The sequence below is a fragment of the Bifidobacterium phasiani genome, from assembly GCF_019331775.1.
Classification (GTDB): domain Bacteria; phylum Actinomycetota; class Actinomycetes; order Actinomycetales; family Bifidobacteriaceae; genus Bifidobacterium; species Bifidobacterium phasiani.
Genome location: NZ_JAHBBD010000011.1, coordinates 49,302 through 71,835 on the forward strand (window position 1 = coordinate 49,302; position 22,534 = coordinate 71,835).

Sequence of the window (22,534 nt, forward strand, 5' to 3'; positions counted from 1 at the left end):
ACTGACATGACCCCCGCACCCGACAACGCGACGCTCCGATTCGACGGCTGGGGGTACCGCCACGCCTCGCGCACGCACTTCGCCGTGCGCGGGCTGGACCTGAGCATCGAGGCCGGCCAGCGCGTGCTGCTGCTCGGCGCCTCGGGCATCGGCAAATCCACGATCCTCGAGGGCGCCGCCGGCCTGCTCGGCGGCGAGGACCGCATCGAGCGCGAGACGGTCGGCGAGGACGGCACCCGGACCGCCACCGACGCCGAGGGCGGCGTGACCGAGGGGCGCGTGCTGGTGGACGGCGTCCCGGTCACGCAGGCCCGCGGGCGCATCGGCCTGGTCCTGCAGGACCCGGACGCGCAGGCGATCTTCCAGCGCCTGGGCGACAACGTCGCCTTCGGCCCGGAGAACCTCGACGTGCCGCGCGGCGAGATCTGGGATCGCGTGCGCGCGAGCCTGGAGGCGGTGGGGCTGGACGGCGTCCAGCTGCACCGCTCCACGATGCACCTGTCCGGCGGCCAGATGCAGCGTCTGGCGCTCGCCGGCGCGCTGGCCATGCGCCCGGGCGTGCTGCTGCTCGACGAGCCGACCGCCAACCTCGACCCCGACGGCGTCGAGCAGGTGGTCGGCGCCGTGCGCGCCGTGCTCGACCGGCACCATTCGACGATGGTGCTGGTCGAGCACCGCGCCGGCCCGTGGATCGACCTGATCGACCGCGTCGTCGTGCTCGGCCTGGAGACCGACGACCAGCAGGCCGCGCGCGTCGCCCGGCGGGGCATGGACGAGGAGGTGGACCGCAGCGGCTTCCGCCGGACCGTCATCGTGGCCGACGGCACGCCCGACGAGGTGTTCGGCGACCCGACGCTGGACTTCGCCGGGCTAGGCATCTGGCTGCCCGAGCGCTACCGCCGCCCCGGCGACGCGATCGTGCGCATCCACACCGACGACGAGCCGGCCTACGATCCGTCCGTCGGCACCGGCGAGACCATTCTGTCCGCCCGCGACCTGTCCATCGGCCGCGACGGCGTCGCCATCGCCGAGCACATCGACCTGGACTTCGCCCCCGGGCAGATCACCGCGCTGGTCGGCGCGAACGGCGCGGGGAAGTCCACCCTGTCGCTCACGCTCGCCGGCCTGCTCGAGCCGGTCGCCGGGCGGGTCGTCGCCTCCGAAGGCCTGTCGGCCGGCGCCGGGGGCGACGCGCCGATCGCATGGAAGTCCACCGAGCTGGCCTCCCGCATCTCCTACGTGTTCCAGAACCCCGAGCACCAGTTCGCCCGCGGCAGCGTGCTCGAGGAGGTGATGCTCGGCCCGTTGCGCACCGGCTGCGACGAGGCCGAGGCCGAACGCCGCGCGCGCGACCTGCTCACGCGGTTCCGGCTGATCCAGTACGCCAGGCAGAACCCGTACACGCTGTCCGGCGGCGAGAAGCGCCGTCTGACCGTCGCCGCCTCGCTGGCGGCCGCGCCCCGCGTGCTCATCCTCGACGAACCCACCTTCGGACAGGACCGGCGCACGTGGATGCAGATCGTGCGGCTCATCCACGGGCTGCGCGGCGACGGCGTGAGCATCATCGTCGTCACGCACGACCGCGACCTGGTCACCGCGCTCGGCGCGCGCCTGGTCGAGCTGACACCCGCCGGCCGCGCCGGCGAATGGCGCGACACGGCCCCGGAACGCGCCGCCGAGGCCGGTTGCGCGCCCGCCGCCGACGGCGCGGAGGGTTCCGGTTCACGAGGTTCCACTCGGCGCGCCGCCGGGCCGGCGCCGGCCGGAGAGCGCGCCGCCGCGGGTGCGGCGTCGGCCGGCGTCAGCATCGCCGTCAGCCCGGTCAACGAGCGCGAGGAGGACCCCAAGCCCTCCAGCCGCTCGCCGTTCCTCGCCTCGCTCAACCCCGCCTACCGCCTGATCGGCGCGTTCCTGGTCTCGCTGCCGCTGCTGCTGAGCCTGGACTGGGTCTCCGCCACCGTGGCGCTGGCCCTGGAGTTCGGCATCCTCATGGCGATCGGCCTGACCCCGTGGCGCGTGGTGAAGTCCACCTGGCCGGTGTTCATCGGCGCCCCCGGCTCGCTGCTGGCCGTGCTGCTGTACGGCAAGCAGGGCGGCGACACCTGGTGGCAGTGGGGGCTGATCCACGTCACCGACCGCTCGGCCGAGCTCGCCGTGGCCACCGGGCTGAGGATCCTCGCCATCGGCATCCCGGCCATCATCACGGTGCTCGGCATCGACGCGACCGACCTGGCCGACGCGTTCAGCCAGATCCTGCACCTGCCGGACCGCTTCGTATACGGCGGCCTGGCCGGCATGCGCCTGTTCTCGGTGCTGCGCGACGACTGGACCGCGCTCACCGCGTCGCGGCGCTCCCGCGGCCTGGGCGACGAGAACAAGGTCAAGGCGTTCCTGCCGCAGACCTTCGCGTTGCTGGTGCTGTCGATCAGACGGTCCACCACGCTCGCCACCGCGATGGAGGCGCGCGGCTTCGGCGGCACCGGTCCGCGCAGCCACGCGCGCGTCAGCGAGGTCCACCCGCGCGACCGCGCCTACCTGGCCGGATGCCTCGCCATTCCGGTGGTCGCGCTGCTGTCCGCCGCGCTCGCCGGCACGTTCTCGTTCCTCGGCATGTGACCGTCCCGGCCGCCGACACGCGGCCGGCCGGCGCGGCCGGCGCGCGGCGGCCAGGCGGTAGGGTAGCAGGTATGCCGATGAACAGCAGCTTTCTTGACAACCCGCGCTCCGAGCGCGTCCGCCGCGTCGCCGAACTGTCGAACCGCAAGGCGCGCGAGCGCGCCGGCCGCTTCGCCATCGAGGGGCCGCAGTCCGTGCGCGAGGCGGTGCGGTACGCCCCGGGCGTCATCCGCGACCTCTACGTCGCCTGCGACGCCGACCGCTTCGCCGGGCGGCGGTCCGCGGACGACGCGCCGGTCCCGGCGACGTTCGCCCCGATCGTGGCGCAGGCGCTGGAGCGGGGGATCTACGTCCACCTGTGCGACCGTTTGGTGCTCGACCGGATGAGCCGCGACGCGCAGGGCATCCTCGCCGTCGGCGACGTGGCGGCGATGCGGCGCGATTTCGGCGCGCTCTCGGACGACGGCACGGCGGGCGGGGACGCCGCGGACGGGAACGCGACCGGCGGCGCCGCGCCGGACCTGGTCGCCGCGTTCTGGCAGGTGCGCGACCCGGGCAACGCCGGCACGGTGATCCGTGCGGCCGACGCGGCCGGATGCCGGGCCGTCGTGTTCGTCGACGAATGCGTCGACATGCTCAACCCCAAGGTGATCCGCTCCACGGCCGGCTCGTTGTTCCACCTGCCGGTGCTGACGATGGGCACCGACGGCTTCCTGGCATGGTGCGCCGGGCGCGGCCTGCGCATCGTCGCCGCCGACGTGTACGGCACGCCCGGCCGCAGGCCGGAGTCCCTGCCCGCGCTGCTCGCCGGCGAGGCCGGGCCGGGCGCCGGGGGAGAGGCGCGCGCCGTGCTGTTCGGCAACGAGGCGCGCGGCCTGCCCGCCGACATCCTCGCACGCGTGGACCGCATCGTCTCGATACCGATCTACGGCAGGGCCGAATCCCTCAACCTCGGCACCAGCGCCGCCGTCATGCTGATGAGCCTGGCTATGTCGAGTCGCTAGATGGACTGTTACCGACGACTCCGGACGTTCGGAGACGTTCGTTCACGCGGATGTTCCGGCCGTTCGCCCGTTGGTCCGTCGTCGGCCTCGGGGCGTTCGCGGCCATCCGTCCGCGCCTGTCCACAATCAGCCGTCCATGGTCAGTCTTCCCTGGTCCATGACGCACATCCGGTCGACGATCTCGGTGATCTCCATCTCGTGATGTGAGGCGATGAGTATCGTCCGGCCCTGTTCGCGCTGGCGCCGCATCTCTTCCATGAAGGCATGCACGGCGTAACGGTCCAGGCCGTTGGTCGGCTCGTCGAGCAGGATGATCCGCTGGTGTTCCATCAAAGCCTGGACGATGGCGAGCTTCTGCCGCATGCCCATCGAGAATGAACGCACCTTGTCGTCACGATGTTCGACCAGCTCGAACAACGTGAGCAGCCGGATGGTCTCGGCCTCGTCGAAGTCCCCGTTGATTTCGGCGAGGTCCGTCAGATTCTGCCATGCGGTCCGATGGTTGGCGAACCCGGGTGTCTCGATGATGATGCCGATGCGCTCGGGCAGTCTGCGGTTGAACTCCACGGGCCTGTCATCGATTGAGACGTACCCCGAGGTCGGTCTGATGAATCCACAGATCGCCCGCAGCAGCATGGTTTTACCCGACCCATTGGCGCCGGTGACGCCGTAGATGACGCCCGGCTCGAACTCCGCCTCAACGCGGTCCAGCACGGTTTTGCGACGAATGACCTTGGTCAGCGCATGGATGCGTACGTTCATGTCCACTCCTTCAGATGATGTCCAGATGGTGATACAGGGCCGCATTGATGGCGGCCGAGATGCAGGTCAGCAGGGCGAGCGCCGGCACCCAGCATGGCACTTGCGTTCCCGGCACGACTCCGAGGAACATGCGCTGCACGCCCGGTATGCCGGCGCACGCCGCCGCCATCAGCAGGGGCACGAGATATCCCGCCGCGCGATTGCCGGCCATGCAGCCGATGTTCGTGACCGTCAGCGCGACCGACAACGACCACCAGGCGCAGCACGCACCGGCCAGCATCGCGCCCATATCGTCGACCTTGACCAGCAGGAAGGTCGCCGCAAGCTGGGGGAGCGTGAACGCCGCGGAATACGCCACGACGATCGCGCCATAGCGCAGCAGACGCCGCCGGTCGCGCCCCATCCTGATGGCGGACATCGGATCGGCGCGGCGCAGGTACTCCGTGGGGCGCTCGAGCGCCAGGGCCGTGCCGAACACCATGAACGACAGCGCCGTCGAGTTGTCGGCGAGCATGGACTCGCCGGCGAACCGGGGTGCGCGGAACATGCCGAGGAACGTCCCGGTGTCCGGCTCGTGGTTGAAATACCATGCCAGGACGAACAGGTAGGGAATCAGCAGCACCGCATGGTAGGGCAGTGCGTGGAACGTATGGCTCGATGACGGACGCATGTTCCTACCTCCCCCGGTGGTCCGTGCGCTGGCAGGCGACCAGGTTGGCGACCGTCAGCGTCGCGACGAGCCCTAGAAACGCGGGCGCCTTGTCACGGATCAGAGAACCGGCGTCGGCCAGCGGTTCGAGGAAGAAGAACAGCGCCTCGCCCACCCACTGGTTCCATGTCGAGAACAACCATCCCGACAGTCCGAACATGACCATGAACGGCGGTGCGGCGTATCCCCAGGGCACGCCGCAGTTGACGACGAGATTCGCCGTCAGACCGATGAGGGCCAGCTCCATGACCATCTGCACCGCCGCCACGGCGGCTACGATCAGAGCATTGCGGTCGCAAGGCCGGCGCTCGACCACGAACTCCACGACCCCATAGGTCGCCAGCAACGGCAGGACGGCGAGCACGGCGCTCAGCGCCATCCAACGTAGATTGACGCCCAGCGCGCGCGAAGGGTCCGCTCTGACACGCTCCAGCGCCGTATACCGCACCGAGCCGAAGCACAACAGCAGCAGGTAGGGCGGCACCACCTGATAGCCGAACAGGTTCACGTTGATCAGGGTCTCGTATTCCAGACCACGCGTGGCGTCGGACATCAGCGCCATCGACGAGAACAGCGTCGCCACGGCGGCGCACACGGCCAGCGCCAGCCAGACCAGGGGGTGCGCGCGTGCGAGGACGGCGAACACGTTACGACACGTCACGATGCGCCTCCCATGCATACACGCCGCCCACAACCAGCGCCAGAACCGGCAGGGTAAGGGCGGCTCCGGCCACGCAGTTCGGTGCGTTGGCGACGCGCAGCTCCAGGAACGTGATGAAGCTCCAGCCCGCATGTCCAGGGACGTCGGAGACGACCCACACCAGATAGGAGACGATGAACGGGATCGGCACTTCCAGATAGCGGCGGCGGGTGAAGAACGACGCGCATACCGCCAGATCGGCGCACAGGCCGGAAAGCACGAACACATACAGGAGAGTGAGCACCAACAGCAGGATCTGGTTGCGGCAGTACAGACCGTAGACCCATGAATCCGACGTGATGAGCGGATAGTATTCGCTCGATCTCTGGACGCCGTCCACGAACTCCATATGTGGTTCCCGGATGACGGCGATGACCAGGCTCGTCATCAGTGGCAGTGACCCGCCGAGACCGCCGGCAACGAATCCCGAACCCAGGCACAAGCGTAGCACCGTCGCACGCGATTGACGCGCCAGCAGCATCGGCAGGCGGCCCGATAGCCGCTCTCCTGCGTATACGCTGCCGCCGGCCAGCGCGGCGAGGAATGGCAGCAGCATCAGATACAGCACGGACCCTTGGCCGAAATAGTTGAACAACAGCATGTAGTTGAAGAAGTTCGGGTTGATGTCCGGCAGCACCCACACCGGCCGGAACGCCGTACGGTACTGGACGACAAGCACACCGATGGTGATTGCGATGATGACCAACCATCGGGGGCCCGTCAGACAGGAGACGAGTTGTCGTCGTAACAATGCCACGATTCCCCCTTACTGTCATGAGTTCTCAATCATTTCTTGAAGAACGGTTATCCCAACTGTATGACTGATTCGAACCCAAATATGATGCGTTGGCAAAAAACAGTAAAAGCGGTGCACAAATGTTGTAGACCGACATTATCGATCGATATGGTTGAGGATTTATTGTCAGTATTACCCACACAAATATGACAATGAGGTCAACGATGAAAGGAATAATTCGCAAAGTCGTGGGTGTTGTTGCGATGGCCGTTTCGATACTGTCGTTTGCATTTGTTATTCCCGCATATGCCGGGAATAGCGGAGACAGTGGCTGGACGTTTAGTCTAAGTCCTGTTCATGGCATCGGAAGAACCGGGCAGCGTCAGAAGCAAGACTACACACCCAGCTATGTAAAGCTCAATAGCAAGTCCGACGGTGGTACCGCATGGGCTTGGATTGAGCGAACATATCAGAATCCCGATGTACACTCACAGGTCCGTATCATTGATGTCGGAAAAGATGCAAAAATTTCCAACGACGCTTTTGATATGTACGGGAGAGTGCAAGTCTCTGCATGTATTCAAAATTCTGTGACGCATAGTGGATATGTCGCCGTTTCGGGATTGTGGAGTCCCGATTCCGTGTGAGTTGCATTGCCTTATGGACGTAGCGGAACGATGGCGTAAAGTGTCCATGTACTAATGTGGATGCCGTATGTCATCGTTCCGCCATTCTTTTCAATCAATCGCTGAAAATATCGTAATCCATGCCCTTTGTGTCGTTTATGGGAATCGTTGGCTTCGGTGGTATTGATTTGCGTAATTGTGCAGTTATTTGAATTAATTAATATGGATATTTCATATTCTGACTGACAAGATGCATGTCGAGTAATGTTGGTGAATATTTCCCGTAATAATTCTATAACAAGAGTCGTTGTAGCCGAATCGACGTGAATCTGGGCGGCTTCTACGAATGTTTGTATGTTTACTCTGCCGTTTATGCCGGCGGCGACAAGAGCATCATTGCCTTGCCTTGCAATAGAGCGTATATCGTATATAAAGTTATTGTTATTGTGTTTCAACCTTTTATATGATGCATCGCCGTCAAGTGAATCAATCAATCGGTGTATATCAGTTAGTGCATTGGTTGCCCATTCGTTGATTTCGGTCCATGGCTGGTTATCATTATTCAAACCTAGACGCATTTGCCGCTGTGCTGTACGGGCTATCAGAGAAAGTTCTCCTGTGACAGAGTCGTGAATGGTGTTGGCGATAGTTTCATCATGCTGCAGTAAATGTGCTTGGTGCCGAAGCTTTTCTTGAGTGTGAATATTTTCTATTTTATGATGTTGCCATCTCGCTGCGTATCCGACAATACCCGGTAGGGATGTAATTATGATAAAGGTAAATAAGGTGTAGCGACTGTTGTCGATACTGGTGTGCCAGCAATCCATACCGATTCCAACTATGTATGTTCCCGTATAGGATATGACGGTATTAATAATGTGTTTTTCATATGCGATTAGTCCGAGCGCTAGCGATATTGTCGCATATGTGGCGAGTATGTTTCCGCCAGCCTGATGAGAAGCTATTATCTCCAACAACAGTGTAATAAGCAGACAAGATGTTGGATGATAAGTAATTACCAAGACGACCAACATCTGAATTACCGCTAATAGTGCAGCGACTTCATGTGGTGGAGGAGTGATTGCATATGCTATGGATGAGATGGCAAGAGCCGTAATCGTCAACACTGTATATGTGGATCGCTTGCACCGGCTAACGATCCAGTGCCGGACATCGATATTTGCGTTATTCATCGGGTATCACCTTGGAGTCAGCCACCTTGCAATAGCCTGTCGTGCGGTTTTGGCCCCCAGCTTGGCCAGTATGTTATGCATGTGCCGTCTCACCGTTGCTTCGGCTATGTTGAGTTCCTCGGCGATTTGACGGTCCGTCAGACCGCTATCGGCAGCCAGATTGATTATCTCTTCTTCTCGCGAGGTCAATAGCTGTTGGTGTGGTCGTTCGTTGCTGACTCGTGTGTAAGCGACTGCGGAACTCTCGAATCCATCGAGCGCTTGGCTTTGTAATACTGTATTGATTGACCGGATGATGGCTTGTTCGTCGTTCTTGCTGGTGATGCCCTGTGCTCCCGCATACACGGCTTGTTCTCTGTATCTATGAAGAGAGAAGCTTGTCATTGCGAGAATGGGCACACGCCATGTTTGTTCTCGAATACGACGACAGATGGAGGGGCCTTGCATGCGTTCCATGGACATATCCAACAGAAGCAGGTCTATGGTGCCGTCGCAGGCAAGACAGCGTTCTATGGTTTCCCGTTCAGAGGAACATGTCCAAATTACATACGAGCGGGGAATATTACGCTCGACAAGATCTCGTAGAGATTCGAGAGAACGTTCGTCGTTATCGGTAATGGCTATTCTGTGTCGGTATTGCTGAGCGACATGCATCGTGGCGTCTGGACCGTTTATGGAATGCACTGGCCGTGGCTTCATGATGTTCCCCATTGAAGCAGAGTCGAAATACGAAAAGTATTATATACCGTGAATGGCTGCATGCCTGCGTTATGCAGAAGGCACGGCGATCGTTTATGCCTATGTCGAGTCGCTTTGGGAGAATGTGAAGTCGGTAAACGCGGGGATTGCGCCGTTTTGCGGCGTTCCCGGCGCAGATGGACAGGAAAGGGAACTCGTGACACAGCAAGTGGTGTTCGATGCCCAGGCCGTGACCGACGCGGTCGCCGAGGGCATCGCGAGGATTGAGAGCGCCTCGAGCACGGAGGAGCTGAAGGCCATCAAGACCCGGTACGCGGGCGCCGAATCCGCGATGACGCTGGCCAGCAAGGCCATCGGATCGCTGCCCGCCGACCGCAAGAAGGACGCCGGCAAGCTCATGGGCAAGCTGCGCGCCGACTTCGGCCGCGCGTTCGGCGCCAAGGAGGCCGCGCTCAAGGCCGAGGAGGAGTCCCGCGCGCTGCTCGCCGAAACCGTCGACATGACGCTGCCGGTGCGCCGCAAGCCGCTGGGCGCCCGCCATCCGCTGTCCAAGGTCATGGAGGACTGGGAGGACTTCTTCGTCTCGATGGGCTGGCGCATCTCCAGCGGCCCCGAGGTGGAGACCGAATGGTACGACTTCGACGCGCTGAACTTCGGCCCCGACCACCCCGCCCGCCAGATGCAGGACACCTTCTACGTCAAGGGCACGCAGGCGCGCGACGCCGCCGGCTTCGTCGGCTCCAACATGGTGCTGCGCACGCAGACCTCGTCCGACCAGGTGCGCGCGCTGCTCGAGTACGGCGTGCCGCTGTACATCGCCTCGCCGGGCCGCGTGTTCCGCACCGACGAGCTGGACGCCACGCACACCCCGGTGTTCCACCAGTGCGAGGCGCTCGCGGTCGACAAGCACCTGACGATGGCCGACCTCAAGGGCGTGCTCGACAAGCTCGCCGTCGCGATGTTCGGCCCCGAGGCCAGGACCCGCCTGCGCCCGAGCTACTTCCCCTTCACCGAGCCGAGCGCCGAGCTCGACCTGTGGTTCCCCGACAAGAAGGGCGGCCCTGGCTGGCTGGAATGGGGCGGCTGCGGCATGGTGAACCCGAACGTGCTCAAGTCCGCCGGCCTGGACCCGGAGGTGTACACCGGCTTCGCGTTCGGCATGGGCATCGAGCGCACGGTGCTGCTGCGCCATGACATCAACGACATGCACGACCTCGTCGAGGGCGACGTGCGATTCAGCAAGCAATTCGTGATGGGGGAGTGATTACCCATGCCTATGGTTGACATTGATTGGCTCAAGGACCACGTCGAGGTCCCCGAGGACCTGACGTACGAGCAGCTGGCCAAGGACCTGGTCAAGGTCGGCCTCGAGGAGGAGGAGATCCACGCCTCGCAGGTCACCGGCCCGATCGTGGTCGGCTACGTGGTGGACGCCACCCCCGAGCCGCAGAAGAACGGCAAGACCATCAACTGGTGCCACGTCGACGTCGGCGACGAGTACAACGCGGTCGACGAGGACGGCAACAAGGTGCCGCGCGGCATCGTGTGCGGCGCGCCGAACATGAGGGCCGGCGAGAAGGTCGTCGTCACGCTGCCGGGCGCCGTGCTGCCGGGCGACTTCCGCATCGAGCCGCGCAAGACCTACGGCCACGTCTCCGACGGCATGTGCGCCTCGGAGCGCGAGCTGGGGCTGGGCGACAACCACGACGGCATCATCCTGCTGCGCGAGTACGGGTTCACCCCGGCCGAGTACGAGGCCCTGAACCCGGGCGACGACGCGATGCACCTGCTGCATCTCGACCAGCCGCTGCTGGAGATCAACATCACCCCGGACCGCGGCTACGCGTTCTCCTACCGCGGCGTGGCCCGCGAGTACCACCATTCGACCGGCGCCGCGTACGTCGACCCGGCGGTGGCGCTCGACAGGAAGGCCCCGGTGACCGAGGGCCTGGCCCCGGGGACCCCGACCGACATCGAGATCGCGATCGAGGACGGCAACCCGATTCACGGCGTGCCGGGCTGCGACCGCTACTACGCCCGTGCGATCCACGGCTTCGACCCGGCGGCCAAGACCCCGAACTGGATGCGCCGCCGCCTGATCCGCGCCGGCATGCGTTCGATCTCGCTCGCCGTGGACGTGACGAACTACGTCATGCTCGACCTGGGCCAGCCGATGCACGCCTACGACCTCGACAAGCTCGAGGGGCCGATCGTCGTGCGCCGCGCCCGCGAGGGCGAGCACCTGGTCACGCTCGACGGCAAGGACCACGAGCTGAGCGTCGAGGACCTGCTCATCACCGACTCGCCCAACGGCGAGCGCGGCTCGCGCATCATCGGCCTGGCCGGCGTGATGGGCGGCCTGTACGGCGAGGTCACCGCCGAGACGAAGAACATCCTGCTGGAGGCCGCGCACTTCGACCAGGTGTCGATCGCGCGTTCGGCGCGCCGCCACAAGACCCCGTCCGAGGCGTCGCGCCGCTTCGAGCGCGGCGTGGACACCCAGCTGCAGCCGGCCGCCGCGCAGATGGCCGCCGAGCTGCTGGTCAAGTACGGCGGCGGCGAGGCCTCCGAGCACCCCGCGGACGTGAACCGCGTGCCGCGGCGCCGCTCCATCAACTTCAAGGCCGGCGAGGTCAGGCGCGTGGCCGGCCTGGACACCGACGTGAACACCATCAGCGACATCCTCACCGACATCGGCTGCGGCGTCGCCGGCGGCGGCAACGGCGAGTTCTCGATCCAGCCGCCGAGCTGGCGCCCCGACCTCAACGAGCCGTGCGACCTGGTCGAGGAGGTGGCCCGACTCGTCGGCTACGACGAGATCCCGGTGACCGTGCCGCCCGCCCCGGTCGAGGGCGAGGTCGGGCTGACCGACGACCAGCGCCGCAAGCGCCAGGTCGCCGACGAGCTCGCCGAGTACGGCATGGTCGAGGCGCTGACGTACCCGTTCGTCGGCGACGAGGACTACAAGGCCTTCGGCTGCGATCCGGAGGCGATCAAGCGCGTGAGCGTGGAGATCGCCAACCCGCTGGCCGGCGACCGCCCGTTCCTGCGCCGCTCGATCCTGCCGACGCTCGCCCAGACCGTGCGCCTGAACCTGCGCCGCGGCAACGAGAACGTCTCGCTGTACGAGCTCGGCCACGTCTACCTGTGGAACCCGGACGCCCCGGCCATCCCGGCGCTGCCGGGCGGCAGGCGCCCGAGCGACGAGGAGCTCGCCGCGCTCGACGCCGGCCTGCCGGACCAGCCGCTGCACGTCGCCGGCATCCTGACCGGCAACGCGGTCGAGACCGGCTGGCTGGGCGAACGCCGCGCCGTCGACTGGAGCGACGCCGTCGAGGCCGTGACGCGCATCTCCGAGCGCCTCGGCGCCGGCCTGACGCTGGACCAGCCGGCCGCCGCCGACGTGCCCGCGCAGTGGCACCCGGGCCGCGCCGCCCGCGTCATGATCGGCGACCAGGCGATCGGCATGGTCGGCGAGCTGCACCCGCACGTCGACGAGGCGCTCGGCCTGCCCGCGCACGCCGCCGCGTTCGAGCTCGACCTGACCGCGCTGTTCGGCGCGCTGGATGATTCCCCGGTGCAGGCGACGCCGATCTCGACGTTCCCGCCGGTCAAGCAGGACCTCGCGTTCACGGTGCCCGAATCGGTCACCGCGGCCGCGCTGGCCCAGGCCGTCCGCGAGGGCGCCGGCGACAAGCTGGAGAGCATCGAGCTGTTCGACGTGTTCACCGGCGAGCAGGTGGGCGAGGGCATGAAGTCCCTGGCGTTCGCCGTCACGTTCCGCGCGCAGGACAGGACCCTGGATTCCCAGGACAGCGAGGCCATCCGCGAGGCCATCGTCGCGAAGGCCGCTGAGCTGGGGGCGCAGCTGCGCGCCTGACGGTATCATTACGGACAACGGCCGGCGGCCCGCGGGGATCGTCCGATTCCCCGCGGGCCACCGGCGCCGGACCATCGCCGACAGCCCGACCGGGCAGTGATAAGGAGCACCGCATGAGCGAACCGAACGCCGACCCGCAGAACCCCGCACCGGACCGGGCGCCCGGATCGGCCGGGCCCGAATACGGCGGCTACAGCCAGCCGGAATTCGGCGCGATGTCCAGCCAGTACCCCTCCGACTACGACCCGTACGTCTACGGGCGCCCCGAGCCGGAGCGGAAGGACGACGCGAAGCCCGACGCGTCGGGGAACGTCTTCGGCCCGCGGTCCGGGCAGGGCGACGGGCGGCAGGCGCCGGCGAACGGCGACCCGTATGCCCGGGGCGAGGGGCGGCAGGCGTACGGGAACCCCTACGGGCAGCCGAACCAGTACGGGCAGAACGGCTCGTACGGGCAAGGGGCGTACGGGCAGGATCCATACGGCCAGGGCCCGCAGGCGCAGGGGCCGTATATGCGCAACGGCTCCGGCGGCCGGCCGTCCACCGGCAACCGCGGGAACGTCGACCTCAACGACCCGAACCAGAACCCGCTGTACGGCCATTGGGACGTGTACGCGATCCTCGCGTTCGTCTTCTCGTTCTTCGCGATCCCCGTGCTGCCGGCGCTGATGGGCGGCCTGGCGATGTGGCGCACCCGCACCTTCCACATGAAGGGCTACGGCCTGGCGCTGGCCGCGGTGATCATCAACGTGCTGTACACGATCGCGTCGCTGTGGCTGTTCATGAACGGCATGTCGACGATGGACCTGTACCAGCAGATGCTGGGCGGCACGGGCGGCAGCGTCGACGATGGCTCGCTGAGCGCGTGAGCCGGTCCCGCCGCCGATGCCGCGCGGTCATGCCTGATGCCGGTTCCCGCAAGCGGTCGTAGGCAGGCCGCATCGAGCGTATCCGCGGGTATGCGGCTCCCGCCCGTCACCAACCCGGCACCGGCCCCGTATCGAGCGTATCCGCGGGCATGTGGCGCATTCTGCACTGTTGGCGCGGTGGCACGCATGTCCTTGCACCGTCGTCGTGCGGTGACGGATGACGTGGCGCAGTGGCGGATGCTGCCGCGTGATGATGGACGTCGTTATGCGACGTCGCCGCACGGTGGCGGATGGTGCCGTGCAACGGCGAACGTCGCCGCGTGATGGTGGGTGCCGTTGCATGACGGCGAACGTCGTAGCGTGGTGGCGGACGGTGTCTCATGATGATGGACGCCATCGCGCGGTGGCGAGCGGCATGGCACGGCGGGCGATTCCGGCGAACCGCACCGGCGCGGCATGTGTGGTACGGTACCGAACCGCAGCAGTGGCCCCCAAGGGCTTGCGTACCGTACCGTGGTACGGTGACGGAACGGAAACGGCGGAATTCCAAGGGATGAGATTGTGTACCGTACCACGGTACGGTACGGTGCGCATGGAGGCGGCCGAATTGGATTTCCGTACCGCGACGCGGCGGGGCGATGGGCCCGTCGTGGGATGCTTTCCGGTGACGGCATGCCCGGGTGCCGTCCTGTGCGCATAGGGTGCCGTCCTGCATGCATCGGGTGCCGACCGCGTCATCGGAATGGTCCCGTCCGCATCGGCGGGATCGATCGCCGTCCCGTCGACCGTGGGCCCAGACGCCGGGGTTTCCGCCGTATCATCAGGAGCGATTGCCGTCCGTTGACCGGAGCGCCGGCGATCGGGCGTGCCGGCGCCGCCGGGATGGTCGTCTTCCCACCGGCCGGGGCGGTGGCCGGCAAGGCCGGCGCCGATGTCTCACAGCTCGGCGTCTTCCCCGTCGGCCGGGGCGGCGGCGCATGGAGGCGTTCGGCAACATCGGGGACGGGCGGGGCCGTAGGTCGGCGCGAACCGCCCCGGCGATTCATAATTATGCAATGTACTGCATAATATGTATACTCGTGTGAAGTGCCGGACGACACCGCCCGGCGGAAAGGCGGAACAGATGGGCAAGTACACGGTCGCCGTGGCGGGGGCCACCGGCTACGCGGGCGGCGAGGCGCTGCGCATCCTCGCGGCGCACCCGGCGTTCGAGGTGACCTGCGTCGCGGGTCATTCGTCGGCGGGGGACCGTCTCGGCCGGCATATGCCGCACATCCCGCAGCTCGCCGACCTCGTGGTGCAGGACACCACGCCCGAGGCGCTCAACGGCCACGACGTGATCATCCTCGCGCTGCCGCACGGCGCGTCCGGCGCGCTCGCCGCTCAGCTCGAACCGGGCGCCACGGTCGTCGACCTCGGTGCCGACCACCGGCTCGAGGAGCGCGCGGCGTGGGACGACTACTACGGCGGCGACTTCTACGAGCACTGGACCTACGGCATGCCCGAGCTCATCCTCGGCAAGGCCGCCGACGGAACCTACCGCCGCCAGCGCGAGGCGCTGCGCGGCGCCAGGCGCATCGCCGGGCCGGGCTGCAACGTCACCGCGGTCACGCTGGCCCTGCAGCCGGGCGTGGCCGAAGGCCTCGTCGAGCCGACCGACATCGTCGCCGACCTGGTCGTCGGCTACTCGGGCGCCGGCAAGAACCTCAAGCGCGCGAACCTGCTGGCCGCCGAGGCCTTCGGGTCGGCCGTGCCGTACTCCGTGGGCGGCACGCACCGCCACATCCCCGAGATCCTGCAGAACCTCGCGCACGCGGCCGGACTGCGGGCCGCGGACGCCGACCGGTTCACGCTGGGCTTCACGCCGATCCTGGCGCCGATGGCGCGCGGCATCCTCGCCTCCGTCTCCGCCAGGCTCACCGACCGGGCGAAGGCGATGGACGACGCCGAGATCCGCGCGGCCTGGGAGCGGGCCTACGACGACGAGGGCTTCATGACGCTGCTGCCGGAGGGCACGCTGCCGGCCACACAGAACATCATCGGCTCGAACGCGGCGCACCTGCAGGTCGTGGTCGACCGCAGGGCCGGCCGCCTGCTGGCGTTCGCGGCCATCGACAACCTCAACCGCGGCACCGCCGGACAGGCCGTGCAATCGCTGAACATCGCACTGGGACTTCCCGAGGACCAGGGACTGACGAAGATTGGAGTGGCGCCATGAGCGTGACATTCGCGAAGGGATTCCGCGCGGCGGGCGTCGAGGCGGGCGTCTCGGCCGTCGCCGGCAAGAAGGACGTGGCCCTCGTGGTCAACGACGGGCCGCTGGACGCCGCGGCGGGCGTGTTCACGTCGAACCGCTTCTGCGCGGCGCCGGTGCGGTACAGCCGCAAGGCCGTCGCCGACGGGCACGTCAAGGCCGTGATCCTCAACTCCGGCGGCGCGAACGCCTGCACCGGCCAGGCCGGCTACGACCAGTCGGCCGCCACGGCCGAGCAGGTCGCCGCGCTCGTCGGCTGCGCGGCGATGGACGTGGCCGTGTGCTCGACCGGCCTGATCGGCGAGCTGCTGCCGCTGGACAACGTCCTCGCCGGCGCCCGGGCCGCGCACGGCGCGCTGGCCGCCACCGAGCGGGCCGGCGCCGACGCGTCGCTGGCCATCATGACCACCGACACCAGGCCCAAGACCGTCGAGATCGAGGGGGCCGGCTACCGCATCGGCGGCATGGTCAAGGGCTCCGGCATGATCGCGCCGCAGCTGGCCACCATGCTGTGCGTCATCACCACCGACGCGGTCGTCTCCGCGGGCCAGCTGCAGGCCGCGCTGGGCGCGGCGGTCGACGCGTCGTTCAACCGCATCGACGTCGACGGCTGCATGTCCACTAACGACACCGTGCTGCTGCTGGCCTCCGGCGCCTCCGGCGTCGAGCCCGACAAGGACGAGTTCAACCGGCTGGTCGCGCGGGCGTGCGCCGACCTGGCCCGCCAGATCATCGGCGACGGCGAGGGCTCCAGCCACGACGTGCGCATCACCGTGACCGGCGCGACCACCGAGGACGCGGCGCTGGCCTGCGGCCGCGCGGTCGCCGCGTCGAACCTGCTGAAATGCGCGATCTCGGGCAACGACCCGAACTGGGGGCGCATCGTCAGCTCGATCGGCACGGTGCCCGAGTCGGTGGCCCCCTACGACCCCGACCAGGTGAGCGTGGACGTCAACGGCGTGCGCATCTGCGACGGCGGCAAGCCGGGCCGGGACCGCAGCGAGGTCGACATGACCCCGCGCGAGGTGCACATCGACATCGACCTGCACGCCGGCGAGGCGCAGGCCACGGTGTGGACCGACGACCTGACGCTGGACTACGTGCACATCAACGCCGACTACGAGAGCTGAGCGAGGCGATACGGCAATGAGCGATCTGAAGGGACCCGGATACCATCTCGACGTGCACACCGACCTGCGGGCCGACCAGAAGGCGGAGGTGCTCATCGACGCCCTGCCCTGGCTGGAGGAGTTCGCCGGGCAGCGCATCGTCGTCAAATACGGCGGCAACGCGATGGTCGACGACCATCTCAAGCAGTGCTTCGCCGAGGACATGGTCTTCCTGCGGCAGGTGGGCCTGCACCCGGTCGTCGTGCACGGCGGCGGGCCGCAGATCTCGCGCATGCTCGACGCCCTGGGCATCGAGTCGGAGTTCCGCGGCGGCCTGCGCGTGACCACGCCCGAGGCGATGGACGTGGTGCGCATGGTGCTCACCGGCAAGGTCTCGCGCGAGCTGGTCGGCCTGATCAACGCGCACGGCCCGTTCGCCGTCGGCCTGTCCGGCGAGGACGGCGCCCTGTTCTCGGCGATGCAGCGCCGGCCCGTCATCGACGGCAGGCCGACGGACATCGGCCTGGTCGGCGACGTGGTCAGCGTCGACGCCTCGGCGGTCGAGGACCTGATCAACGCCGGGCGCATCCCGGTGGTCTCCTCGGTCGCGCCGAACGAGGACGACGCCACGCAGGTGCTCAACGTGAACGCCGACTCCGCGGCCGCCGCGCTGGCCGCCGCGCTCGGCGCGCGCAAGCTGATCATCCTGACCGACGTCGACGGCCTGTACGCCGACTGGCCGGACCGCGGCTCGCTGATCGGCCGCATCGGCGTGGAGAACCTGCGCGACATGCTGCCCGATCTGGAAAGCGGCATGCGGCCCAAGATGGAGGCCTGCGTGCGCGCCCTCGACGGCGGCGTGCCCCAGGCGCACATCATCGACGGGCGCAAGCCCCATTCGATCCTGAACGAGATATTCACCGAGGCCGGCATCGGCACCATGGTCGTGCCCGAGGACGGCGTGGAGATGAGGAGTTCGTATGACAAGTGAGACCACCGGCGAGACCCGGGAGACGCTCGGCCCCAACGACGCCAAGTGGCTGGGGGAGTACTCGCGCGTGCACATGAACGTGTTCGGCACGCCGCTGCGCGTGATGGACCACGGCGAGGGCGCGCGCATCTGGGACGTCGACGGCAACGCATACCTCGACTTCCTGGCCGGCATCGCCGTCAACTCGCTCGGCTACGCGCACCCCAAGTGGGTCGCCGCCGTCAGCGAGCAGGCCGCGAAGGTCGCCCACACCAGCAACTACTTCGCCAGTGAGCCGCAGATCGAGCTCGCCGCCCGCCTGGTCAGGCTCGCGGGCGCGCCGGAGGGCTCGCACGTCTACTTCGGCAACTCGGGGGCCGAGGGCAACGAGGCCGCGCTCAAGCTCGCCAAGCTGCACGGCCGCACGCTCAAGGGCGCCGCGCCGGCGATGGGCGGCAAGCCCGCCCGCATCATCGCGATGACGCACGGCTTCCACGGCCGCACGCTCGGCGCGCTGTCCGCCACCTGGAAGCCGGCCATCCGCACGCCCTTCGAGCCGCTGCTGCCGTGCGTCGAGTTCGTCGACCCCGGCGACACGATGGGGCTGTACGAGAAGTTCAGCCAGACCGGTCCGGGCCGCTACGGCAAGGGTCCGGTCGCCGCGGTGATCATGGAGCTGATCCAGGGCGAGGCCGGCGTGCGCCCGATGGACCCCGGGTTCGTCAGGGCGGTGCGCTCGATGTGCGACGCGCATGGCGCGCTGCTCATCTTCGACGAGGTGCAGACCGGCATCGGCCGCACCGGCACCTGGTTCGCCTTCCAGCGCAAGGACCTCTCCGGCGGCGTGACCCCCGACATCGTGACCTTCGCCAAGGGCGTGGCCGGCGGCTTCCCGATGGGCGGCATGATCGCGTTCGGCGCCGAGCTGTCCGCGCTGTTCTCGCCGGGCACGCACGGCTCGACCTTCGCCGGCAACCCGCTGGCGGCCTCCGCGGCGCTGGCCACGCTGGACGTCATCGAGCACGACGGCCTGCTCGCCAACGTCGAGGAGCGCGGCCGCCAGCTGCGCGAGGGCATCACGGCCGCCGGCAACCCGCTGTTCGAGTACGTCCGCGGCCGCGGCCTGCTCAACGCCATCCAGCTGACCCACCCGTGCGCGCACGCCGCGATGCAGTGGGCCCTGGAGCACGGCCTGATCGTCAACGCGGTCGCCCCGGACGCGCTGCGCCTCGCCCCGCCGCTGATCGTCGGCGAGCGCGAGGTGGACGAGGCCGCCGCCATCCTGGCCGGCGTGCCCGCCGACCTGCCCGACGACTGACGGCCGGGCGCCACCCACACCAGCAACCCAAGCACACCAACGCACCGACCCATAGCAAGGAGGAGCCGATGACCGGCCAACTGCGGCACATGCTGCGCGACGACGACGTGAACCACGAGGAGCAGAGGCAGATCCTCGAGCTCGGCATGAAGTTCTGGAAGGACCGCTACTACCGCCGCCCGTTCGAGGGGCCGCAGGCCGTGGCCGTGCTCTTCGACAAGCCGAGCACCCGCACCCGCTCGAGCTTCGCGACCGGCGTCGCCGAGCTCGGCGGCTACCCGCTGGTCATCGACAAGTCCGGCTCGCAGCTCGGACGCGGCGAGCCCGTGGCGGACACCGCCCGCGTGCTCACCCGCATGACCTCCGGCATCGTGTGGCGCACCTTCGGCCAGGAGCGCGTCGAGGAGATGGCCGCCTACGCGACCGTCCCGGTCGTCAACGCGCTGACCGACCAGTTCCACCCCTGCCAGATCCTCGCCGACCTGCTCACCATCGCGCAGCACCGCGGCGGCGTGGACGCGCTGCCCGGCATGACCATCGCCTACTTCGGCGACGCTGCGAACAACATGGCCAACTCGTACCTGCTGGGCGGCGCGGTCGCCGGCATGCACGTGCGCGTGGCCGGCCCCAACGGCTTCCTGCCCGACCCGGGGATCGTGGCCGACGCCGAGCGCATCGCCGAACAGACCGGCGGCTCGATCCTGGTGACCACCGACCCGCAGGAGGCCGCGAGGGACGCCGACTGCATCTTCACCGACACCTGGGTGTCGATGGGCGAGGAGGCCGAGTACGCGATCCGCTCCAAGCCGTTCTGGGACTACCAGGTCAACGACGGACTGATGGCGCTGGCCAAGCCCGACGCGCTGTTCCAGCACTGCCTGCCCGCCTACCGCGGCAAGGAGGTCACCGCCTCGGTGATCGACGGCCCGCAGTCGGTGGTGTGGGACGAGGCGGAGAACCGCCTGCACGCGCAGAAGGCGCTGCTCACCTGGCTGATCGGCAAGCAGCGCGACGACGACGGCCTGCTCGCGTGAGCGCCGCCCGACACACGCCCGAGGAGCTTCCATGACCGATGACACCCCGTCCCTGCACCGACCGACGTCGCGGGCCGCACGGCTCAGCGCGGTCGAGGAGGCGCTGCTCAAGTACATCGTCACCTCGCAGTCCCAGCTCTCGCAGATCCTGGCGGACGAGGACATCGAGGTCACGCAGGCCACGCTGAGCCGCGACCTCGACGAGATCGGCGCGGTCAAGACCCGGCTGGCCGACGGCACGGTGGCCTACACGGTCGGCGGGCGGCCCGGGCAGGACGCCGCCGCGCCGGCCGGCAAGGCCGACCAGCAGATGGCGCGCGTGCTGCCCGGCCTGGTCACCTCGGTCGCCTCGGCGCGCAACCTCATCGTCGTGCACACCCCGTCGGGCGCCGCGCAGTACGTGGCCAGCGTCATCGACCGCCAGCCGGTCGACGGGGTGCTCGGCACCATCGCCGGCGACGACACGGTGATGATCGTCTGCTCGGACGACGAGACGGCCGGCTCGCGGGCCCGCCGGCTGCTCGACATCGCGTCGAAGAACCAGCCGGGGGAGTAGCCGGCGCGGTCCGGCCGCGACGCGCCGATTGCATATTTATACACTTTATTGCATATACTTGCATGCAGCATCCGTTAGAAAGGGCAGCACATGAGCGACAAGAACCGCATCGTACTGGCGTATTCCGGGGGGCTGGACACCTCCGTCGCCATCCCGTACCTCAAGGACCGCACCGGCAAGGACGTCGTCGCCGTCTCGCTCGACGTCGGCCAGGGCGGCGAGAGCCTGGAGACCATCAAGGAGCGCGCGCTGGCCTGCGGCGCAGTCGAGGCCTACGTCGTCGACGCGCGCGACGAGTTCGCCGACGAGTACTGCATGCTCGCGCTCAAGGCGAACGCCATGTACGAGGGCGTGTACCCGCTGGTCTCCGCGATCTCCCGCCCGCTGATCACCAAGCACCTGGTGCGCGCGGCCCACCAGTTCGGCGCCGACACGATCGCCCACGGCTGCACCGGCAAGGGCAACGACCAGGTGCGCTTCGAGGTCTCGATCCAGTCCATCGACCCCACGCTCAAGGCCATCAGCCCGATCCGCGACCTGTCGCTGACCCGCGACGTCGAGATCGCGTACGCCAAGGAGCACAAGCTGCCGATCGTGCAGACCGAGAAGAGCCCGTACTCCATCGACCAGAACGTCTGGGGCCGCGCCATCGAGACCGGCTTCCTGGAGGACCCGTGGAACGGCCCGACCAAGGACTGCTACTCGTACACCGACGACCCGGCCTTCCCGCCGGTCGAGGACGAGGTCGTCATCGAGTTCCGGCAGGGCGTGCCGGTCAAGATCGACGGCCGCGACGTGACCCCGCTGCAGGCCATCGAGGAGATGAACCGCCGCGCCGGCGCCCAGGGCATCGGCCGCATCGACCTGATCGAGGACCGCCTGGTGGGCATCAAGTCGCGCGAGCTGTACGAGTGCCCGGGCGCGGTGGCGCTGATCACCGCCCACCAGGAGCTGGAGAACTGCTGCCTGGAGCGCGAGCAGCACCGCATCAAGCGCGACATCGACAAGCGCTGGGGCGAGCTGGTGTACGACGCGCAGTGGTTCTCGCCCGCCGTCAAGTCGCTCAACGCCTTCATCGAGGACACCCAGCAGTACGTCTCCGGCGAGATCCGCATGATCCTGCACGGCGGCCGCGCCGTCGTGACCGGGCGCCGCTCCGAGACCTCGCTGTACGACTACAACCTGGCGACCTACGATTCGGGCGACAGCTTCGACCAGAACGCCTCCAACGGCTTCATCGAGATCTACGGCCTGCCCACCCGCGTGGCCGCGGCCCGCGACGTGAAGTTCGGCAATGGCATCGAGGTCCCCGAGAACACCGTCGAGTAGGCTTCCCGCCGCCGCCCTTCGGGGTCGCGGCGGTTCGCGGATCCCGCCCGGCCGCATGCGCGGCCGCGGCGCACGACGACCAGTCAGGCTCCCGCAACGGGCGCCCGGCGCGGCGCATGGCGCGTCCATGCCCCCGCGCCGGCGACGTTCGCGCGGGAGCCGTTCCGGTAAGG

At 67.5% G+C, this 22,534-nt stretch carries 19 protein-coding genes; 13 read left to right on the plus strand and 6 right to left on the minus strand.

What is annotated here, in order from left to right; all coding sequences use genetic code 11:
- Nucleotides 1-6 precede the first annotated feature (6 nt).
- Both KIH73_RS05995 and KIH73_RS06000 read left to right on the plus strand, forming a co-directional pair.
- Nucleotides 7-2,616, plus strand: coding sequence for an ATP-binding cassette domain-containing protein (locus KIH73_RS05995; protein WP_219081607.1), 2,610 nt, complete (start codon nt 7-9; stop codon nt 2,614-2,616).
- 71 nt (nt 2,617-2,687) lie between these two features.
- Nucleotides 2,688-3,620, plus strand: coding sequence for a TrmH family RNA methyltransferase (locus KIH73_RS06000; protein WP_219081552.1), 933 nt, complete (start codon nt 2,688-2,690; stop codon nt 3,618-3,620).
- Nucleotides 3,621-3,746: 126 nt separating this feature from the next.
- On the opposite strand, the gene KIH73_RS06005 is transcribed toward KIH73_RS06000, so the two are convergent.
- From KIH73_RS06005 to KIH73_RS06020, 4 genes are read right to left on the minus strand one after another with little or no spacing between them, the layout of a single operon-like run.
- Nucleotides 3,747-4,382: an ABC transporter ATP-binding protein gene (locus KIH73_RS06005; RefSeq protein ID WP_219081554.1), complete on the minus strand. Its 636-nt coding sequence runs from the start codon at nt 4,380-4,382 to the stop codon at nt 3,747-3,749.
- Nucleotides 4,383-4,392: 10 nt separating this feature from the next.
- Nucleotides 4,393-5,052 (minus strand): hypothetical protein, encoded by a 660-nt coding sequence (locus tag KIH73_RS06010; protein ID WP_219081556.1) that lies wholly within the window; start codon nt 5,050-5,052, stop codon nt 4,393-4,395.
- Nucleotides 5,053-5,056: 4 nt separating this feature from the next.
- Entirely contained in the window at nt 5,057-5,752 is a 696-nt protein-coding gene (locus KIH73_RS06015; RefSeq protein WP_219081558.1) for a hypothetical protein, read from the minus strand.
- Nucleotides 5,739-6,548 carry a hypothetical protein gene (locus KIH73_RS06020; protein ID WP_219081560.1) on the minus strand — a complete coding sequence of 270 codons (810 nt, stop codon included), beginning with the start codon at nt 6,546-6,548 and terminating at the stop codon, nt 5,739-5,741. Before KIH73_RS06020 ends, KIH73_RS06015 begins: the two co-directional genes overlap by 14 nt.
- Nucleotides 6,549-6,751: 203 nt before the next feature.
- Between KIH73_RS06020 and KIH73_RS06025 the strand changes: the two genes are divergently transcribed.
- A complete protein-coding gene (locus tag KIH73_RS06025) occupies nt 6,752-7,174 on the plus strand; it encodes a cytochrome c family protein (protein ID WP_219081561.1) in 423 nt (140 codons plus the stop codon).
- Nucleotides 7,175-7,185: 11 nt separating this feature from the next.
- On the opposite strand, the gene KIH73_RS06030 is transcribed toward KIH73_RS06025, so the two are convergent.
- Entirely contained in the window at nt 7,186-8,346 is a 1,161-nt protein-coding gene (locus tag KIH73_RS06030; protein ID WP_219081563.1) for a sensor histidine kinase, read from the minus strand.
- Between the two features lie 6 nt (nt 8,347-8,352).
- Nucleotides 8,353-9,057, minus strand: a complete 705-nt coding sequence (locus KIH73_RS06035; RefSeq protein ID WP_219081565.1) for a response regulator — start codon at nt 9,055-9,057, stop codon at nt 8,353-8,355.
- 196 nt (nt 9,058-9,253) lie between these two features.
- On the opposite strand from KIH73_RS06035, the gene pheS reads away from it, so the two are divergent.
- The 10 genes from pheS to KIH73_RS06085 all read left to right on the plus strand — a co-directional run bounded on the left by pheS (nt 9,254) and on the right by KIH73_RS06085 (nt 22,361).
- Nucleotides 9,254-10,309: a phenylalanine--tRNA ligase subunit alpha gene (gene pheS / locus KIH73_RS06040; RefSeq protein ID WP_476695665.1), complete on the plus strand. Its 1,056-nt coding sequence runs from the start codon at nt 9,254-9,256 to the stop codon at nt 10,307-10,309.
- Nucleotides 10,310-10,315: 6 nt separating this feature from the next.
- Entirely contained in the window at nt 10,316-12,925 is a 2,610-nt protein-coding gene (pheT, locus tag KIH73_RS06045; protein WP_219081568.1) for a phenylalanine--tRNA ligase subunit beta, read from the plus strand.
- Between the two features lie 113 nt (nt 12,926-13,038).
- On the plus strand, nt 13,039-13,791 hold the full coding sequence (locus KIH73_RS06050) for a chromosomal replication initiator protein DnaA (protein WP_219081570.1): 753 nt from the start codon (nt 13,039-13,041) through the stop codon (nt 13,789-13,791).
- A gap of 1,123 nt (nt 13,792-14,914) precedes the next feature.
- Entirely contained in the window at nt 14,915-16,009 is a 1,095-nt protein-coding gene (gene argC / locus KIH73_RS06055; RefSeq protein WP_219081572.1) for an N-acetyl-gamma-glutamyl-phosphate reductase, read from the plus strand.
- On the plus strand, nt 16,006-17,175 hold the full coding sequence (gene argJ / locus KIH73_RS06060; RefSeq protein WP_219081574.1) for a bifunctional glutamate N-acetyltransferase/amino-acid acetyltransferase ArgJ: 1,170 nt from the start codon (nt 16,006-16,008) through the stop codon (nt 17,173-17,175). Before argC ends, argJ begins: the two co-directional genes overlap by 4 nt.
- 16 nt (nt 17,176-17,191) lie before the next feature.
- Complete coding sequence (gene argB, locus KIH73_RS06065; protein WP_219081576.1) at nt 17,192-18,145, plus strand: acetylglutamate kinase; 954 nt, start codon at nt 17,192-17,194, stop codon at nt 18,143-18,145.
- Complete coding sequence (locus tag KIH73_RS06070; protein ID WP_219081578.1) at nt 18,135-19,442, plus strand: acetylornithine transaminase; 1,308 nt, start codon at nt 18,135-18,137, stop codon at nt 19,440-19,442. Before argB ends, KIH73_RS06070 begins: the two co-directional genes overlap by 11 nt.
- Before the next feature lie 68 nt (nt 19,443-19,510).
- Nucleotides 19,511-20,476 (plus strand): ornithine carbamoyltransferase, encoded by a 966-nt coding sequence (argF, locus tag KIH73_RS06075; protein ID WP_219081580.1) that lies wholly within the window; start codon nt 19,511-19,513, stop codon nt 20,474-20,476.
- 31 nt (nt 20,477-20,507) lie between these two features.
- On the plus strand, nt 20,508-21,032 hold the full coding sequence (locus tag KIH73_RS06080) for an arginine repressor (RefSeq protein ID WP_219081582.1): 525 nt from the start codon (nt 20,508-20,510) through the stop codon (nt 21,030-21,032).
- A 90-nt stretch (nt 21,033-21,122) separates the two neighbouring features.
- Nucleotides 21,123-22,361 (plus strand): argininosuccinate synthase, encoded by a 1,239-nt coding sequence (locus tag KIH73_RS06085; protein ID WP_219081584.1) that lies wholly within the window; start codon nt 21,123-21,125, stop codon nt 22,359-22,361.
- Nucleotides 22,362-22,534 lie beyond the last annotated feature (173 nt).

Bases quoted from the DNA above. Each gene is read 5' to 3' on its own strand.
- KIH73_RS05995 (WP_219081607.1), top strand. From the start codon at position 7: ATGACCCCCGCACCCGACAACGCGACGCTCCGATTCGACGGCTGGGGG.
- argF (WP_219081580.1), top strand. From the start codon at position 19,511: ATGACCGGCCAACTGCGGCACATGCTGCGCGACGACGACGTGAACCAC.
- KIH73_RS06080 (WP_219081582.1), top strand. From the start codon at position 20,508: ATGACCGATGACACCCCGTCCCTGCACCGACCGACGTCGCGGGCCGCA.
- argC (WP_219081572.1), top strand. From the start codon at position 14,915: ATGGGCAAGTACACGGTCGCCGTGGCGGGGGCCACCGGCTACGCGGGC.
- KIH73_RS06000 (WP_219081552.1), top strand. From the start codon at position 2,688: ATGCCGATGAACAGCAGCTTTCTTGACAACCCGCGCTCCGAGCGCGTC.
- argJ (WP_219081574.1), top strand. From the start codon at position 16,006: ATGAGCGTGACATTCGCGAAGGGATTCCGCGCGGCGGGCGTCGAGGCG.
- KIH73_RS06010 (WP_219081556.1), bottom strand. From the start codon at position 5,052: ATGCGTCCGTCATCGAGCCATACGTTCCACGCACTGCCCTACCATGCG.
- KIH73_RS06005 (WP_219081554.1), bottom strand. From the start codon at position 4,382: ATGAACGTACGCATCCATGCGCTGACCAAGGTCATTCGTCGCAAAACC.
- KIH73_RS06030 (WP_219081563.1), bottom strand. From the start codon at position 8,346: ATGAATAACGCAAATATCGATGTCCGGCACTGGATCGTTAGCCGGTGC.
- KIH73_RS06085 (WP_219081584.1), top strand. From the start codon at position 21,123: ATGAGCGACAAGAACCGCATCGTACTGGCGTATTCCGGGGGGCTGGAC.
- KIH73_RS06035 (WP_219081565.1), bottom strand. From the start codon at position 9,057: ATGGGGAACATCATGAAGCCACGGCCAGTGCATTCCATAAACGGTCCA.
- KIH73_RS06070 (WP_219081578.1), top strand. From the start codon at position 18,135: ATGACAAGTGAGACCACCGGCGAGACCCGGGAGACGCTCGGCCCCAAC.
- pheT (WP_219081568.1), top strand. From the start codon at position 10,316: ATGCCTATGGTTGACATTGATTGGCTCAAGGACCACGTCGAGGTCCCC.
- KIH73_RS06025 (WP_219081561.1), top strand. From the start codon at position 6,752: ATGAAAGGAATAATTCGCAAAGTCGTGGGTGTTGTTGCGATGGCCGTT.
- argB (WP_219081576.1), top strand. From the start codon at position 17,192: ATGAGCGATCTGAAGGGACCCGGATACCATCTCGACGTGCACACCGAC.
- KIH73_RS06050 (WP_219081570.1), top strand. From the start codon at position 13,039: ATGAGCGAACCGAACGCCGACCCGCAGAACCCCGCACCGGACCGGGCG.